General features: G+C 62.9%; 12 protein-coding genes and 1 pseudogene. 9 read left to right on the forward strand and 4 right to left on the reverse strand.

Annotated elements, in window-relative coordinates; all coding sequences use genetic code 11:
* Positions 1-7 precede the first annotated feature (7 nt).
* From N0Q91_RS30865 to N0Q91_RS30885, 5 genes are all read left to right on the forward strand, one after another.
* Positions 8-715: a hypothetical protein gene (locus N0Q91_RS30865; RefSeq protein WP_275599168.1), complete on the forward strand. Its 708-nt coding sequence runs from the start codon at positions 8-10 to the stop codon at positions 713-715.
* A gap of 8 nt (positions 716-723) precedes the next feature.
* Complete coding sequence (locus tag N0Q91_RS30870) at positions 724-2,940, forward strand: hypothetical protein (protein ID WP_275599169.1); 2,217 nt, start codon at positions 724-726, stop codon at positions 2,938-2,940.
* Positions 2,937-4,259, forward strand: a complete 1,323-nt coding sequence (locus tag N0Q91_RS30875; RefSeq protein ID WP_275599170.1) for a glycosyltransferase family 4 protein — start codon at positions 2,937-2,939, stop codon at positions 4,257-4,259. The genes N0Q91_RS30870 and N0Q91_RS30875 overlap by 4 nt, the downstream gene beginning before the upstream one ends.
* A gap of 44 nt (positions 4,260-4,303) precedes the next feature.
* Entirely contained in the window at positions 4,304-5,290 is a 987-nt protein-coding gene (locus N0Q91_RS30880; protein WP_275599171.1) for a hypothetical protein, read from the forward strand.
* Between the two features lie 129 nt (positions 5,291-5,419).
* A complete protein-coding gene (locus N0Q91_RS30885) occupies positions 5,420-7,009 on the forward strand; it encodes an ABC transporter substrate-binding protein (protein WP_275599172.1) in 1,590 nt (529 codons plus the stop codon).
* 119 nt (positions 7,010-7,128) lie between these two features.
* Here N0Q91_RS30885 and N0Q91_RS30890 read toward each other — a convergent pair whose 3' ends face one another.
* On the reverse strand, positions 7,129-7,803 hold the full coding sequence (locus N0Q91_RS30890) for an HAD family hydrolase (protein WP_275599173.1): 675 nt from the start codon (positions 7,801-7,803) through the stop codon (positions 7,129-7,131).
* Between the two features lie 200 nt (positions 7,804-8,003).
* Between N0Q91_RS30890 and N0Q91_RS30895 the strand changes: the two genes are divergently transcribed.
* The gene (locus N0Q91_RS30895) at positions 8,004-8,282 is read left to right on the forward strand and encodes a ribbon-helix-helix domain-containing protein (RefSeq protein ID WP_275599174.1); all 279 of its coding nucleotides are present in this window, start codon (positions 8,004-8,006) and stop codon (positions 8,280-8,282) included.
* Positions 8,283-8,633: 351 nt separating this feature from the next.
* On the opposite strand, the pseudogene N0Q91_RS30900 reads toward N0Q91_RS30895, so the two are convergent.
* The 3 genes and pseudogenes from N0Q91_RS30900 to N0Q91_RS30910 form a co-directional block, all read right to left on the reverse strand.
* Positions 8,634-9,292: pseudogene (locus tag N0Q91_RS30900) on the reverse strand (metallophosphoesterase family protein).
* Between the two features lie 327 nt (positions 9,293-9,619).
* A complete protein-coding gene (locus N0Q91_RS30905; protein ID WP_275599175.1) occupies positions 9,620-10,000 on the reverse strand; it encodes a hypothetical protein in 381 nt (126 codons plus the stop codon).
* A 111-nt stretch (positions 10,001-10,111) separates the two neighbouring features.
* Entirely contained in the window at positions 10,112-11,842 is a 1,731-nt protein-coding gene (locus tag N0Q91_RS30910) for a phosphoethanolamine transferase (RefSeq protein WP_275599176.1), read from the reverse strand.
* Between the two features lie 242 nt (positions 11,843-12,084).
* On the opposite strand from N0Q91_RS30910, the gene N0Q91_RS30915 reads away from it, so the two are divergent.
* The 3 genes from N0Q91_RS30915 to N0Q91_RS30925 all read left to right on the forward strand — a co-directional run bounded on the left by N0Q91_RS30915 (position 12,085) and on the right by N0Q91_RS30925 (position 15,570).
* Positions 12,085-12,756, forward strand: a complete 672-nt coding sequence (locus N0Q91_RS30915; protein ID WP_275599177.1) for a response regulator — start codon at positions 12,085-12,087, stop codon at positions 12,754-12,756.
* Positions 12,756-14,105: a sensor histidine kinase gene (locus N0Q91_RS30920; protein ID WP_275599178.1), complete on the forward strand. Its 1,350-nt coding sequence runs from the start codon at positions 12,756-12,758 to the stop codon at positions 14,103-14,105. The genes N0Q91_RS30915 and N0Q91_RS30920 overlap by 1 nt, the downstream gene beginning before the upstream one ends.
* Before the next feature lie 430 nt (positions 14,106-14,535).
* Positions 14,536-15,570, forward strand: coding sequence for an IS110 family RNA-guided transposase (locus N0Q91_RS30925; protein WP_275599179.1), 1,035 nt, complete (start codon positions 14,536-14,538; stop codon positions 15,568-15,570).
* Positions 15,571-15,873: the final 303 nt, after the last annotated feature.

Here is a 15,873-nt window from a genome sequence, read left to right on the forward strand (position 1 = left end):
GAAATCGATGGCTGCTGTTGCCGAGAAATCAAATGCCGCACCGGATCAGGACAATACGAAGCCGATGACCGGCCGGGTCGACGCGATCGACCAGGGGCGCATCTTCGGCTGGGCGTTCGATCCGGCAGCACCCGACAAGCGCCTCACCATTCGCGTCTATCTCGACGGCAGCGTCATCGCCCAGGCGGTCGCCGACCGCAATCGCCCCGATCTCAAGCGCAACGGCATCGGCGACGGCGGCTATGCCTTCGAAATCGCGCTTCCCGAGGCGGCAGCCTCGCGCACCGCCGATCTCAAGGTGACGGCCCTGGACGCACGCGGCACCGAACAGCAGCTGCGCGTTCCGCGGCCCGACGAACAGGCGGCCGAAGCCCTCATCGCCGCGCCGCTCGCCAAGGTTCTCGACAAGCTCGACGTCCTCATGGCGGCTCAGCGGCAATTGCAGGTCTCGCAGCGATCTCTCCAGCGCACGCATAATGACGAGGGCGGCGAAGGCGGGGCCTTGGGGCCTGCCGCCGCCGCCGAGATCGCGCAGCGCCTGAACGATCTCGATGTTCATTTGATGCGGCTCGATGGCGTGGTTGCAGCGATGGAGAAGAACCTCGGAGCGTTGCAGAAGCGGTCGAATGGAGAGTTGAAACCGCTGCTGCTCCTGCTGTTCGTTCTCGCGGGCTTTGCCGCCGGCGCTGCCCTCTCGGTTTTCGCCGGGGCATGAGGAGTACCATGGCCGGAGCAGAACAGGCGCTTCCTCAAACGTCTCAAACAGCCGCGAGGATCATGCGCGGTGGGAGGGTTGTCGCCTGCCCGATCGACGATACGCTGCTGCTCGTCATAGGCGCGGGCGCGCCCGTCGCCGGCCAGGTGCCGGCGCAGATCAACGACGACCCCGCCACCGCGACGAGCGCCTCCATCATTGGTTGGCGCCTGGCTTCGCAGCCGCCAACCGCCACGCACGGGTTCGCGGCGCTGCTGCCCACTAATGACGCCGGCCGGCCGCTTACCACGCTCCGCCTGGGTCAGGAGGGCAGCCCCAGGCGCTATATCTTCGGCCCCCGCACCCTTGCTGTTCGCGATAGCGTGACGGTCCTCGCGGAGCTTGCCGGCACCCAACTGGCCGAGGTGCTGGACCCGCTCGTGGATGCGATGATGCAGATGTCCACCGGTCGGCGTAGGCTTGCGGCAATAGTTGCCCTGATACAGGCCCGAAAGGGTAGCGACGGCTTCCTCGAATTCGTCGGCGAGACCCACGAGGGAGCGATCTTCCTCAGAGGCTGGGCCCGCGCCGCCGATCCCGGCAACGCTCGCGTGATCGTGTGCGGCGAAAATCCGGTCGTTGCCGACTGTGGCATCGCGACCTTCTCCCGGCAGGACATTCCGCAAGGCGGCGCAGGCTTCATCGGTCTGCTGGCGGCAAGCGAACCGCTTCGCGCGCGAGACGTCGAGGGACTCGCCTATCGCGGGCGCGGGGGCTGGCGCTATGCTCCGGTTCATGAGCACCGGCTGATCGGCGGTCCGACGGAGACGCCCGGGCATATCCGCCCCGTGCTGCTTCAGACGCACAGCACCCCTGCCGTTCTGCTCCGGCTGCGTTCGGCCGCCAACAGCTTCGAGGGGCGCGAGACGATCTCCACTCTTCCCGTTCCGGTGCGTCTGGGAGTGGACAATATCTTTCAGGCGAACAGTGGCGCCTTTCTGATCTCCGGCTGGCTCCTCGACCCTGATGAGCATGTCCAGAGCGTCCGGTTGCGCCGTGGACAAAGCGAGATGCGGCTCGACGATCGCTGGACGCGGCTCGAGCGCTCGGATGTGACGGATGCCTTTACCGAAGAGCCGTTGTTCAAAAGCATGCTCGACCGACAAACCCACCCGCACGGTTTCATCGTGTTTGCCGGCGGACTGGGGGCAGATGGTACGGCCCCGCTACACCTGGAGTTGACGCTCAAGGATTCCCGCCGGGCCTTTCTGCCGCTGACACCCGCGCGGCTTCCGCCGCGTCAGGCGGTGCTCCGCCAAATCAAGTCCATCGATCCCGAAAACTGGGGCCTGACGGAAATCGTCGATCGACAGATCGTGCCCTTCCTGTGCGCGTCGGAGAGCCCCTCGCCCGGCATCAAGGCTATCCTCGATGCCGGTGCGTTCGACGAGGCTTCGGGGCCGCCGATCATCGTGGCTGCCGGCCAAGCAGAAGAAAAGGAGCTTGCCCCTTTTCTCGGCCTTCTGGCGCTCGATCCCGAAACACGGCATGCGCCGATCGCGCTCGTGCTGCACTCCGAATGCTTTCGCCGTCAGGCCGACCGGATCAGGCAGCTCGCGCAGTTCTATCGGCTTCCGCTCAGGCTGATGTCGGCGGAAACGGACGATGTCTACGATCTCCTGGAAGCCGGCATTCGCGCGCTTTCGAGCGAGACGGTGGTTCTGCTCGCCGGCTCGCTATTGCCCCGCAGGAGCGGCTGGTACGGCAGGCTGGTTTCCGCTTACGAGGAAAGTGGCGGGATCATTTCGCCCACGCTCGCCTATGAGGACCATTCCGTTCGATGGGCTGGCTCCTGGGCCGACGCACAGTCCGAAAATTCGCTTTCGGGCCGTTATGCCGGTTATCCGTTGAGCGCGGTGACGGGTCTCAAGCTCACCCGGATCGCGGCGGCCTCTTTCGAATGCTGCATCATGCCGCGCGAGGCTTTCCTCGTCGCCGGAGGCTTTGCCGGCAGCTATCTCGGATCCCGGCAAAAGGGGCAGGATCTCGGCTTGAGGCTCAGCCGTTCGGGGATCGAATCCTGGTGGCTGCCCTCGGTGCAGATGCTGGGCTCGGACGAGCCGTTCTCCACCGGCAGCGCCTCCGCGGCTCCTCTCGTCGAGCGGATCGACGAAAGACTGTTTGCGGCCCGATGGGCTCCGCAGCCGCAGGGCGAAGGCAATCGCATCAAGGAGGCTTCCGCATGAGCGAGCGGCTCCGTGTTCTCGTCGTTTCGCATGGACATCCGGCGATGTCGCTAGGCGGGGCGGAGATAGCGTCCCACAGCCTGCACAAGGGCCTGAACACGCTGCCGGGCGTCGAGTCGATCTATCTCGCCCGCGTCGGCCATCCGGTCCCTCGCCACGGCGCCTCAGCACTGATGAGTCTGCGTCTTGCAGTGGACGAAGTGCTCTTCCATGCGGATGATTACGATCACTTCTTCCTGTCCAACGGGGATACGGAGGCGATCCGCCGCGACCTCCTGCGCTTCGTCGGCGATCTGTCGCCTCATGTCGTTCACTTTCATCACCTGATCGGCCTCGGAATGGAGGCGCTTTACGCTCTACGCGAAGCGCTGCCGGAGGCGGTAATCATCGTCACCTTCCATGAGTATCTGTCGCTCTGCCACAATCACGGGCAGATGGTGAAGCGACCATCCGCCCAGCTCTGCAACAGTTCGTCGCCGATCAGTTGCCATGGCTGCTTTCCCGATATCCCGGTTTCCCGTTTCCTGAGGCGCGAGGAGTTTCTGCGCGGCATGCTCGGCCTTGCCGATGCCTTCATCTCCCCGAGCATGTTCCTGGCAAACCGCTATGTCGAATGGGGCATCGACGCGGAAAAGCTCTCCGTGATCGACAACGGCATCGTCATGGGCGAGGCCGCACCGGTACGTGATCTGCCGGTCCCGTCCGCCCGACGGAACCGTTTCGCCTATTTCGGGCAGATGACACCCTTCAAGGGCATCGACGTGCTGGTCGACGCGGTCTCGCGCGTGCCGGAAGAAATCTGGGGCGAGGACTCCTGCCTGATGATCTTCGGCGGTAATCTCGAGCGCCAGCCGACCGAGTTCCAGGAGCGCCTGAAGAAGCTCATCGACGACGCCGGGCGCCGGGTGCGTTTTTATGGCGCCTATCAGAATGCCGATATGCCGAGGCTGATGCGCTCGGTCGACTGGGTCGTGCTGCCTTCGATCTGGTGGGAAAACTCGCCCGTCGTCATCCAGGAGGCCCTGCACCACCGCAGGCCCATCATCTGTTCCGACATCGGCGGCATGGCCGAGAAAGTGCAGGACGGAAGGGACGGGCTCCACTTCCGTACCGGCAGCGTCCAGGATCTCGCCGACCGGCTGTCGGAAGTGCTGGGCAACCCCGAGGCATGGGACCGGCTGCACGCAACGCTGCGGCGTCCGACCGGCCACGGGGAATCGGCCCGCGCGCATGCCGATCTCTATTGTCGGCTGCTGGAGGACAGGCGGAGCTCTCTTGGTGCCGGGCAATATGAAGCGGCGGCACAGGCCTTGGTCTAGCCGCTTGCGGCTCCACTCAAATTGACAGCTGCTCGGGAATTCCCATGCGCGTTTACGCCGACGAAAACCTGGAAGTGATCCATCTGCGAGGATCGTCGCCCTATCTTCTCGTCACCTTCAACGAGATGGAGATGCAGGCGAACGGCAGCCGCTTCTGGGGTCAGCGGTTCTGCGAGAAAGCCGGCATCGCCGCACTCGGCTTCATCAGCCGGCGGCCGAACTGGTTTCCGGCGGCAAGCGTGGTCGCGGCGGTCGAGGCTGCTGCGCCGATCCTTGCTGAAGCGCCGGAACGGATCCTCTACGGCCATTCGCAAGGCGGCTATGCGGCGCTGCGCTATCGCCGGCGTTTTGGCGCAAGCGTCGCCGTTGCTTTTTGCCCGCAGATCTCGATCGATCCGAAGACAGTACCATTCGACAACCGCTTCGTCCGCCACTTCGCTCCGGGGCTCCACACGAACATGGCAATCGCCCCCGACCAGGCGGCCGGGCGCGCCTATCTGTTCTACGACCCCTTTCATGCCGTCGATCGCCGGCACGCGGAGCGGATCGCGGCGATACAGAGCCAGACGCATCTCATCCCCGTGCATATGACCGGTCACGGCACCGTTCGGGCCTTCACCGGGACGGCGCGCGCGCTTTCGCTCATCGAGGCTTGCCGCGCGGACGACCGCGCCGGTTTGCGCGCACTCGCCCGCTCGGCGCGGATCGGCGCCCCGATGCGCCCCTATCAGATCGCCATCGCGGCGATTGCTCGCCACCCTGCCTGGGCCGACCGGTGTCTTCGACGCTTCGGAGAAGGCTTTTCACCTGTGGAGCGGGTAAACTTTCTTTACCATCGGGCCAACCGCCACATCCGCGACGGCGCACTCGAGATCGCTCGCGACATGCTCGCCGAGGCCGTGGCGCTCCAGCCAGGCAATCTCGGCTTTGCCCGCCGCCTCGAGGAACTCGAAGGCCGCATCGCCCGCACGCGCGCCTCGACACGGGATGAGGAAACCTCAGCACCTCTCTTCTCCCGCGCCGTGACATAGCTGGGCTTGTCTCGCCTGGTTGCGACATTCTTCGCCGCCAACAGACAGCCTTCGCCATATAGATCCATTGCAACCTGAGCGTGGTGCCGGTTAACCGGTACGCACGTTTCAATGGAGGAGAGGAAATCGATGGCGGGAGAATTGGAATTCATGAGCCGGGAGGTCGTTTCCGGCCGCCTGTCGAGGCGCGATTTTCTCGGGCGCGCGGCAGCGCTCGGCGTAACGCTCGCCTCGGCCCAGGTGCTGCTCGGCAATGCCGCGCGGGCGAGCGGCCCGGCCAAGGGCGGCATATTGCGGGCCGGGCTCGTCGGCGGCGAATCCACGAACAGCCTCGATCCGGCGACCTGGGCGAGCCAGGTGCCCTACACATTCGGCCGCTGCTGGGGAGAGCAGTTGCTCGAAGTTTCGCCGGCGGGCGAGATCGAGTATCGGCTGGCTGAAGCCTACGAAGCGTCGAAGGACGCGAAGACCTGGGCGTTCACGATCCGCAAGGGCGTGACCTTCCATAACGGCAAGGAACTGACGCCTGCCGATGTCGTCGCCACGTTCGAGCGTCATGCCGACAAGAACTCGAAATCGGCTGCCCTGCCCTTCGTCCAGGAATTCGAGACCATCAAGGCAGATGGCGACAAGGTCGTCATTACGCTGCGCCAGCCGAACGCCGATATGCCGTTCATCGTCAGCGATTATCATCTGATGATCCAGCCGAACGGCGGCAAGGACGACCCGACTGCCGGCATCGGTACCGGGCCCTACAAAGTCGTCGTCAACGAACCGGGCGTAAAGCATGTCGGCGAGCTGCAGGACGGTTACTGGGGAGCGGCCGAGCGCGGTCATGCCGACCAGATCGAAATCACCGTCATCAATGACGCAACGGCGCGCACCGCCTCGCTCCAGTCCGGCGGCGTGCACATCATCAATCGCATCGAACCGAAGATCGTCGCGCTCGTCAAACGCATTCCAGGGGTCACGATCCGCAACGTCCCCGGCAAGGGCCACTATGTCCTGATCGCCCATTGCAACACGGCGCCCTTCGACAACAACGACCTGCGGCTGGCGCTGAAATACGCGGTGGACCGCGAGGAAATGGTCGCAAAGATACTCGCCGGCTACGGCACGGTCGGCAACGATACGCCGATGATCAAGGGCTACCCGCTGTTCGACGGCGATATCGAGCAGCGCGTCTTCGATCCGGACAAGGCGAAGTTCCACTTCAAGAAGTCGGGCCATGACGGTTCGATCCTGCTGCGTACCTCCGACGTCGCCTTCCCCGGGGCGGTCGACGCCGCGCAGCTTTTCCAGGCAAGCGCCGCGAAGTGCGGCATCGATGTCGAGCTGAAGCGCGAGCCCGGAGACGGCTACTGGTCCGACGTCTGGAACAAGCAGCCCTTCAGCATGTCGTACTGGACCGGACGGCCGACGCAGGACCAGGTCTATTCCATCGCCTATCTTTCAAAGGCGGAATGGAACGACACCCGCTTCTTCCGCGAGGATTTCGACAAGCTGATCTTTGCGGCGCGCGGCGAACTGGACGAGACGAAGCGCAAGGTTCTCTATCGCGAGGCGGCAATGATCCTGCGCGATGAGGGTGGTGTGATCGCGCCGATGTTCAACAACTATATCGACGCCACCAGCGACAAGGTCGGCGGCTGGGTCGACGATCCGAACGGCGAACTCATGGGCGGACATGCGCTGACCAAGTGCTGGCTCGCCGCCTGAACATGATCCTTGAAGCAGCCGGCGGCCGATGGCCGTCGGCCTCGCATCGCGCCGGCTCTAAACCTTTGAAACTGCGCACTTGCGGACGGAAACCGTCAGACAGTTTTCCTGGAAGTGCTCTAGCCGCGGCGGCGATGCAGCGAAAGCCATCCGTCCTCGACGAGGCGAGCCTCGACGTCGGTGTAATGCGACAGCATGATATGCGGCATCTCGGCCGCAGCGGCATGCGCCCCGGTGATGACGGCAACCTCGGCGCCCGCGGATTTGCCGGCGAGAACACCCGCAGGCGCGTCCTCGAAAACGAGGCAATCTTCGGCACGCACCCCAAGTCTCTCTGCCGCGAGCAGATAGCCCTGCGGGTCGGGCTTCCCGAACGAGACATCCTCACCGGTCACCATGTGGCGCGGCACCGGAATACCGGCCGCCTCGAGCCGGCGCGCGGCGAGTTCGAGCGGCGCCGACGTAACGATCGCCCACCTTTCCGGCGGGAGTGTCTTCAGGAAGGTGACGGCGCCCGGAATTTCGACAATCCCCTCGACATCGGCAATCTCCGCCTCGGCAAGAATGCGCGCCTCCTGTTCCGGATCGACCGGCAGGCCCAGCGCGCGGATCGTATCGACGGCTCGCACGCCGTGGACGACCTTCATGAGCGCCACGGGGTCTATTCCGTTGCGGAGTGCCCAGGATCCCCAGACCCTTTCAACGACTGCCATCGAGTTGAGCAGCGTGCCGTCCATGTCGAATAGGAGGGCGGCGAAATTCTTCGTGAAGATTGCGGAAGAGGACGTGTCCAAACCGTGTCCCTTGGATTTCGAGTTCACATGCCTTGCAGGTCGGCACAACTATAGCCTGACGCGGCGTTGCACAATGCTAAAGCAATTGCTTTCCGCACGCTTATCGCACTGCCCCGGTTGCAGGGACCTGTGACCTACCGAAGGGGAGTAGGATTAAATCGTGTTGCGTGTTATACAGGCTCGAAACGAGAGCGGCCGATATGCGTACAACCCGATCCCTCAGCATTACCCTGCCGATCGAAATGGCCGAAATGGTCAAAGCGAAGGTGACATCGGGTGAGTATGCCACTGAAAGCGAAGTGATCCGCGACGGTTTGCGTACACTGGCTGCGCGGGACGCTGCGGTGGAACGCTGGCTGCGCGAGGAAGTCGCTGCCGCCTACGACGCCCATAAAGCCGACCCGACACGCGCTGTCCCTCTTGAGGACGGTATGGCACAGGTCCGATCGCGCGTCGCCAAGGGCAAGAGTCGGGCTTGAATGAGGCATTATACCGTTCGCCTGTCACCTGAAGCGCAGACCGATCTGGTGCACATCTATGGGTGTGTCGTCGAACGGTCTGGCTCAACCGATACGGCAGACCGATACATTGAGCGCATCAGCGGGTTGCGCGTCTCATAAGACGCGCGGCGCTTTAGGAAACTTTCCGGAGGACTGCAACCTCTCCTCTCCTCATCCCTGTACTCGTCATAGGGATCCAGCAGCGCCGCGTCTGCGGCGCGGGAAGAGTTCTTTCAGCCCAAGGACTTGGGCTGGCTGGATTCCCGTGACAAGCACAGGAATGAGGAAATGAAACAAGTCGCGGCGGGTAGCCCGAATCTAAACAGGCTCTTAGCTGTATCCATCCGTAACCAGAAAATCGATCGGGCCTCCCGCCCTGTCGTCATCGAAAACGGCGCAGGAGAGCATGCCGCCGAAGACGGCGCCGGAATCGACATTGGTCCTGTTCCCGACGGTGCGCGGATTGCTTCGGCTCGGCGTGTGTCCGTGGCAGACATGCTTGCCCCAATAGGTGCCGGAGTAGTTCGGATCGGTGCGGATCCAGAGGAGGATGTCGTCGCCCTGTTCTTCGAGCCGAATGGTCTCGTCGACACCGGCATGGACGAAAATGCGGTGCCGATCGACGACGAGCGACGGCAGTTCCGCCATCCAGACCAGATGGCTCAACGGAATGGCGCCGCTATAGGAAGCCATCGTCTCCTCCCCCCGTTCGTCAGCCATAGGGACATCTCGGCCTGGCCCTTGCGTGCCGCCAGCAGCATGGCCTCGTGATTGCCCTTGAGCGTGATCCATTCCCAGCCCGCCCTGCGCGGCCCGGCCATGATCCGCTCCACGACGCCGCGGCTGTCCGGGCCGCGATCGACGAGGTCGCCGAGGAAGACCACCCTGCCGCCGGCGACGACGGATTCGATACTGGCAAGCAAGGTTTCGAGTTGTGCGAGGCAACCGTGAATGTCACCGACGGCGAAGGTGAAACGCCGGCTATTCATGAATCGCTTCTCCTTTGCTCGTCCAAGACGGCGCGCTCCTTTCGTCGCTGATAAGAATCGGCCATCTGAGGCCGCCCAGGGTGTCCGAGAGCTTTAGCGCATCGGCCGGACAATCGGAACCGATATTCGGAAAGCCCGATGCGTAGCAGGAACAGAGAGCGCGGACAGGCACAAGACGGCTTTGTTCACCTGGCCCCGGTGCTTTTCAGAGGGATTCGGCAGCGCCGCGTCTGCGGCGCGAAAGAATCGTTTCAGCCCAACGAATTGGCCTGACTGATTCCTGTGACGGGCACAGGAACGAGGGTCACGGGGAGATCCGCGCAAAGACTACCGGTGAGACGATCCCTTCGGAATCGCCGAACTGGTGATCGAGACGGGGTCGCTTGCGGGAAACGTATCTTCGAGACCCTCGTCCAACTGCTCTTCCATGGCGTCCCGGTCATGCGCCTGCCGGGCATTCGCAAGCGCTCCCTCGGGGACCGAAGGAGACCGTTTCGTGCCGGTAATGGCAAGAAGCGTTTCATCCGCCGCGATGGCCGCGGCGAGTATCTCCTTTGCCTGGGAAACGGCATTCAGCCTGTTGAGGCTACCGTCGGCGTTCTGCGGGCAGGAGACGGAGACGACCTCCCCGTTGGTGCCGACGAACTCGACGGTGAAACCCGCCTTGCCGCCGCGCTCGGGATAGACCTGAATTCCGGCGATCTGCATCTGATTCTCCTCTGATGGCCGCCCCGCCGGCTGCGGATGCGAGACCGGCCTGCAGTCTACCAGATTTGGCGAAGGTCGACAGCTTGCCGGTGGGAGAGGCTTATCGGAAAATCACAGAAGGCCGGGCACCCACCTCGCTTCCTGCGACCCGCCGGCGCTTGCTGCGGGTTCGCCATTCTGGGCCGCGTGATATCCCGGCACCGGCTGCTCCTCTTTGCCTGCGGGCCGCGTGCAGGCGGCAAAAGCGTCGAGATCGCGGTCATAGATTCTCGTCTCGACGTCCATCATGCCGAGCACCGTGTGAAACAGGTTGTCGTGCGATTTGGGCTGGTCGGCGTCCTTGGCAAGACAGCCGGCGTCGACGCCCATCGCAGCCTGGTACGGCTTCGAAAACCAGGCGATGAACGGCACCTGGGTCTGTTCCTTCGGGGCGATCACATAAGGCGCGCCGTGGAGGTAGAGGCCGTTCTCCCCAAGCGACTCGCCGTGATCCGACATATAGATCATCGCGCCGGCAATGCGGTCCTGATGCTTTTCGAGGAGCCGCGCGACGCTGGCGAGGATGTGGTCGGTGTAGAGGATCGTATTGTCGTAGGCATTGAGCAGTTCCGCGGTCGAGCAACGCATGAGTTCCGGCGTTCGGCAGTCGGGCGTGAAGCGGCGGAACGCCTCGGGATAGCGAAGGTAGTATGAGGGGCCGTGGCTGCCGAGCTGATGCAGCACGATGACGCTGTTCGACGTCGCCGCCCCGAGTTTCCGGTCGAGATCGCCGAGGAGGATCTCGTCCAGGCATTCGCCGTTGGTGCAAAGCGGGCTGTTCTTGCGGCCGGTCTGGCTTGCGAAGCTGATGAGATCGGCAATCCCCTTGCTGCCGGTATTGTTGTCCCACCAGCTCACCGAGACACCGGCATGCGTCAGCACATTGACGAGATTTTCGGTCGAGCGCGCTTTCCAGTCGCTGTACTGGCTGCGCGGATAGACCGAAAACATGCAGGGAAGCGAGACGGCGGTCGCCGTGCCGCAACTCGTCGTGTTGCGGTAGTTGACGACCCCGAGTGCCTGCAATTCCGGATTCGTCTCGCGTTCGTAGCCGTTGAGCGAAAAGTTCATGGCACGCGCCGTCTCGCCCGCAACGACGACGACGACGACCGGTTTCCCCGCGGCGGCAACGCGCGCGCCCTGATGCGCGTCGGTTCCAAGAGGGTGTACGACCAGATTGCGCTCCCGATAGGTCGAAAGGCCGTAGCGCACGGTGGCAATCAGCGGTCCGGACGGATTGAACCTTTTCATGAGGTCCGTATGTTCGCGCAGCGCGTAGGCCACCGTCGCGAAGTTGGAATAGACGAGGCCTGCGCCGACGAGGAGCGATACGGAGACGAAGGCGAAATTGACCGCGGCCTTCCGCAGGAACCGGCGGTGGCGTACCCTGACCCAGGCGATCAGGATCGAAGGGAGGACGGCGTAGACGAGGAGATGCCGCGCAAGGCTGAATGTCAGCAGGTGGCTGGCTTCGGCCCGTGTCGTAACGGCGGCATTGCCGATCATGTCCCGGTCTATGACGATGCCGAAGGTGTCGGCAAAATACGCGGCCGTCGCCGACACCAGGATGAGAATGACCAGCGCCGGCTTCATCAGGTACTTGAGCGAGAGAGGCGTCAAGATCGCGAAGAGGACGAGGTAGAGTGCCGCTGCGAAGGCAAGCAGGCTCATCCAGGCGTGATCGAAATAGACGTTGGCATGAGCCCAGAACGAGTTGTTGGTCGCCACCAGCAGATAGAGAGCGACGATCGCGCTCAGGCTTATACTGCCAATCTCGGGCCGGGGAATCCGCGGGATCTTCAAGCTGCTCACCTCCAAAGCCGCGCCCCTTGCAGGCATGGTGCGGCGTGACCTTCATGTTCCCTGCACCGTTTGCGATCCAGGGGAGCATGCCCAGTAGCCCGGACGAGCTGTCGGAAAGCTGTCGGCATCGCCGGTACGAGCGGCGTCCCCGCGCCCGGCAGGGATTTCGCAAGTTGGCACCCCGGGAAAAACGTCCTATGGTCCCCCGTCACCGGCGCCAGAAGACTCAGGCTGCGATCCGCATGCGTTTACTCCTCGTCGAGGACAGTCCTCGCCTTACCGAACTCATCAACGAGACCATGCATGACGCGGGTTGGCGGCTCGACGGCGTTTCGACATTGCGCGATGCCGAGGCCGCCATTGCCGCGCGCGAGCACGATCTGGTTCTCCTCGATCTCGGCCTTCCCGACGGCGACGGCCTGCAGCTCCTGCAATGGATCCGGCGGGAGCATGTCGGCCTGCCGGTGCTGATCATCACCGCACGCGGATCGGTCGACGAGCGTATCGCCGGGCTCGACGCCGGCGCCGACGATTATCTCGTCAAGCCGTTTCACCATCGCGAACTTCTGTCCCGCTGCAGGGCGATGCTCAGGCGAAATCCCAATGCGATACAGCCGGTCCTCGAGGCCGGTGCGCTGCGCTATGATCCTGCAACGGCGGAGCTTACCTGCGAGGGCGCCGTTCTGCCGCTTCCTCCGCGCGAGCGCTCGCTGATCGAAATCCTGTTGCGCGAGGTCGGGCGTGTCGTCCCGAAGCGCAGGCTCGAAACGGCCCTTTCGGAATATGGCCAGGAACTGAGCTCGAATGCGCTGGAACTCGCCGTCTCCAGGGTGCGCAAGCGACTGCAGTCGGCGGAAACCGGCGTGCAGATCGAAACCGTGCGCGGCATTGGTTATCTGCTTCGGACGGTTTGATGAAGAGCTGGAACCCGTCGCTCATCGGCATCGTCGCCCGCCGCATCATCGCCTTCTCACTGCTCGCCATGATGCTGCAGGTCGGCGTCGTCTTCGCCGACTACTGGTTCGACGATGACGAGCTCAGCGTCCTGATGCTGCAGGAGGAGACAGACACCCTGTCGACCGCAATCGCGAAGCAGGACGGGGAGCTGACATTCAAGCTCAGTCACGAACTGAAAGAGCGTTACCTGGAACGCGATGGACCGGGTGCGATCTATGTGAGGGTGCGCACCGCTTCCGGCTCGGTGCTCTTCACCAATTGCTCGGCCGAATGTTCGGAGCATTTTCTTCCGCTCGCCGTCAACGCACCGACTTTCTGGAAACGGCTGATCGCACCCGGCAAACCCTTCAGCGTTGCCGGCGGCCAATCGTTCGAGCGTTATGGAGAGATCGTGCTCGTAGAGCTGGCCGTCCTGAAGGACCCCAACGGCTTCATGTACAGCGTTTTGCTGCGCGAGATGTTCGATTCCATGATCGTGCCCATGACGCTGATGTTCTGCCTCGTGATCGGGGCCACGATCTGGTCGATCCGCAGTGCGCTCAAACCGGTGGCAGCAGCGGTGCGGGCGGCCGATGCGATCGATCCGCGCGACGGCAATGCCCGCCTCCCCTCGTCGCGCATGCCGGAGGAGATCGAGCGCCTTGTCGTGGCCGTCAACCGTCTCCTGGCGCGCGTTGCAGATCTCATCCAGGCGCAGAAGGTCTTTTCCTCCTCGATCGCCCACGAGATCCGCACACCGGTTTCGATCGCCAAGATGGAGCTGAGCCGCATCGACGATCCGCGCGCCCGCAATGCGGAGCGCGATCTCGATGCGCTGACCCACATTCTCGAGCAATTGACCTCGCTTGCCCGGGCCGACTCTGTGGACCCCTCGGCCTTTCAGCGCGCCGACCTCTCGGCGATCGGGGCGGAGGTCGCGCAGACGACTGCGCCATTTGTTTTCGACAACGGCAAGTCCATCGAATTCGTAGACCACGGCACACCGCCCGTAAGCGTGATTGCGCCGCTCATCGAGAACATGTTGCGCAACCTGATCGAAAACGCGGTGAAGCATAATCCGCCCAATACGCGCATAGTGCTCGCCTGCGGTCCCGGACCTCTGGTGTCTGTCGAGGACAACGGAAGGGGCCTCGTCGATCTGCCGGAGCACAATGACGATCTCGGCTACGTCAAACGCTCCGGCCAGCTCGGGCTCGGCCTCAAGATCGTTCACCGCATCGGCGAGCTTCACAAAGCGAGGATCGCGGTCGATACGGTTCCCGGCGGAGGGACGAAAATCACCATCGATTTCGCCGCGGCTGCCTAAGGATACCCGCGACGACTTATGTTGACTTCCTCATTCCTGTGCTTGTCACGGGAATCCAGCCAGACCGAGTAATTGGGCTGGATAGGCTCTCCCGCGCCGCAGACACGGCGCTGCTGGATCTCTGTGACAAGCATAGAGATGAGGATGAGGAGAGATTGCTGTCCTCCGAATCCTAAAGCGCCGCGCGTCTTGTGAGATCGCTAAGGGCTGTTGAGATTAGGGCCACCGCCACCGCTTGTTTGATTTCCTCATTCCTGTGCTTGTCACAGGAATCCAGCCGGACCAAGTCATTGGACTGGAAGGACTCTTCCGCGCCGCAGACGCGGCGCTGCTGGATCCCTGTGACGAGCACTGTTGGGGTGGACGGCTCCCAACGGCATCGCAATGTGCCAGAGTGAGTCGTTAAGATCTCAATCGAGGGAGACCGTCCGTGGAGCAGATTATCCGAATTGGCATGGATACGTCAAAGAGCGTTTTCCAGTTGCATGGAGTGAACGCCGCCGAGCAACCGATCCTGCGCCGGAAGCTGACGCGCAAGGAAATGGTGAAATTCTTCCAGAAGGCGGCACCGACCAGTATTGCGCTGGAAGCGTGTGGTGGTTCCCACCATTGGGCCCGACTGCTGCGTTCCTTCGGCCATGAGGTGAAATTGATCGCGCCGCAATTGGCCAAGCCTTATGTCAAGCGCGGGAAGAATGATGCGGCGGACGCCGAAGCATTGTGCGAGGCGATGAGCCGGCCGACGATGCGGTTTGTTCCGGTGAAGACGGCGCAGCAGCAGGCCGCCTTGATGCTGGTTGGCTTGTGCGAGAGGCTGATCCGCAACCGGACACAACTGGCCAACAGCATTCGCGGCTTTGCCATGGAGTTTGGCATCGTCGCGGCCACCGGCATGTGCAGGATCGAACCGCTATTGGAGCGCATAGCGCAGGACCCATCGCTGCCCGTTCTTGCGCGAAAGGTTTTTGCCATGCATGGCGATGAATATCGCGGTCTGCTTCACGAGATAAAGAAGGTGGAGGAAGAGCTGCTGGATTTGCACCGCGCCGATGAATGCAGCCTGCGCCTTGCGCAAATTCCCGGTGTCGGTCCGGTCGGCGCAACGCTGTTGATGCTGAAAACCCCGGATGCCCGGCGGTTCAAGTCCGGCCGGGCGTTTGCCGCCTGGTTGGGACTGACGCCCAAGGATCATTCGACCGCTGGCAAGACGAGGCTTGGGGTGATCACCCGTGCCGGCGACGAGATGCTGCGAAGCGTTCTGGTGGTTGGGGCGACCTCTCTTCTTCAACAGGTCAGAGCCGGCCGAAGCCGGCATGCCTCGCAATGGCTCACCGGACTGCTGCAACGCAAAAAGCCCAAGCTTGTTGCCGTGGCGCTCGCCAACAAGATCGCCCGGATCGCCTGGAAGCTGATGGTAAGCGGCCAAACCTATCGGAGGATGGAAGAGCAGCCGCAGGCCGCATAGAGATTGGCCGCCATGGGCGCGCAACACAAAGCCGCCCGTGTCCGGCTGATGCTGTGAACTTGCAAGAGAACAAGCAGATGGTGCGATCGATCAATTCCCAAGACGCCTGACACGCCGCTCATCCCAATGGCCTTCCAAGGCCGTTGCACTGTTTGGCACAGGCGTTGCGGAAACCATCTTGGCCAGTGGCCCTGTGCGGCCACACCGAAAGGCCGAACATATGGAAGCAAGCGATCCGATCAAAAAATCTGCAAAAAACACTTGCAAGGGGGAGCCGTCCACATAAGGGATGAGGCGAGGAGA

The sequence above is a fragment of the Sinorhizobium prairiense genome, from assembly GCF_029201645.2.
GTDB classification, from domain to species: Bacteria; Pseudomonadota; Alphaproteobacteria; order Rhizobiales; family Rhizobiaceae; genus Sinorhizobium; species Sinorhizobium meliloti_A.

Excerpts from the sequence above, each read along its gene's own strand:
- N0Q91_RS30865 (WP_275599168.1), top strand. The coding sequence starts at position 8 with ATGGCTGCTGTTGCCGAGAAATCAAATGCCGCACCGGATCAGGACAAT.
- N0Q91_RS30870 (WP_275599169.1), top strand. The coding sequence starts at position 724 with ATGGCCGGAGCAGAACAGGCGCTTCCTCAAACGTCTCAAACAGCCGCG.
- N0Q91_RS30875 (WP_275599170.1), top strand. The coding sequence starts at position 2,937 with ATGAGCGAGCGGCTCCGTGTTCTCGTCGTTTCGCATGGACATCCGGCG.
- N0Q91_RS30880 (WP_275599171.1), top strand. The coding sequence starts at position 4,304 with ATGCGCGTTTACGCCGACGAAAACCTGGAAGTGATCCATCTGCGAGGA.
- N0Q91_RS30885 (WP_275599172.1), top strand. The coding sequence starts at position 5,420 with ATGGCGGGAGAATTGGAATTCATGAGCCGGGAGGTCGTTTCCGGCCGC.
- N0Q91_RS30895 (WP_275599174.1), top strand. The coding sequence starts at position 8,004 with ATGCGTACAACCCGATCCCTCAGCATTACCCTGCCGATCGAAATGGCC.
- N0Q91_RS30905 (WP_275599175.1), bottom strand. The coding sequence starts at position 10,000 with ATGCAGATCGCCGGAATTCAGGTCTATCCCGAGCGCGGCGGCAAGGCG.
- N0Q91_RS30915 (WP_275599177.1), top strand. The coding sequence starts at position 12,085 with ATGCGTTTACTCCTCGTCGAGGACAGTCCTCGCCTTACCGAACTCATC.
- N0Q91_RS30920 (WP_275599178.1), top strand. The coding sequence starts at position 12,756 with ATGAAGAGCTGGAACCCGTCGCTCATCGGCATCGTCGCCCGCCGCATC.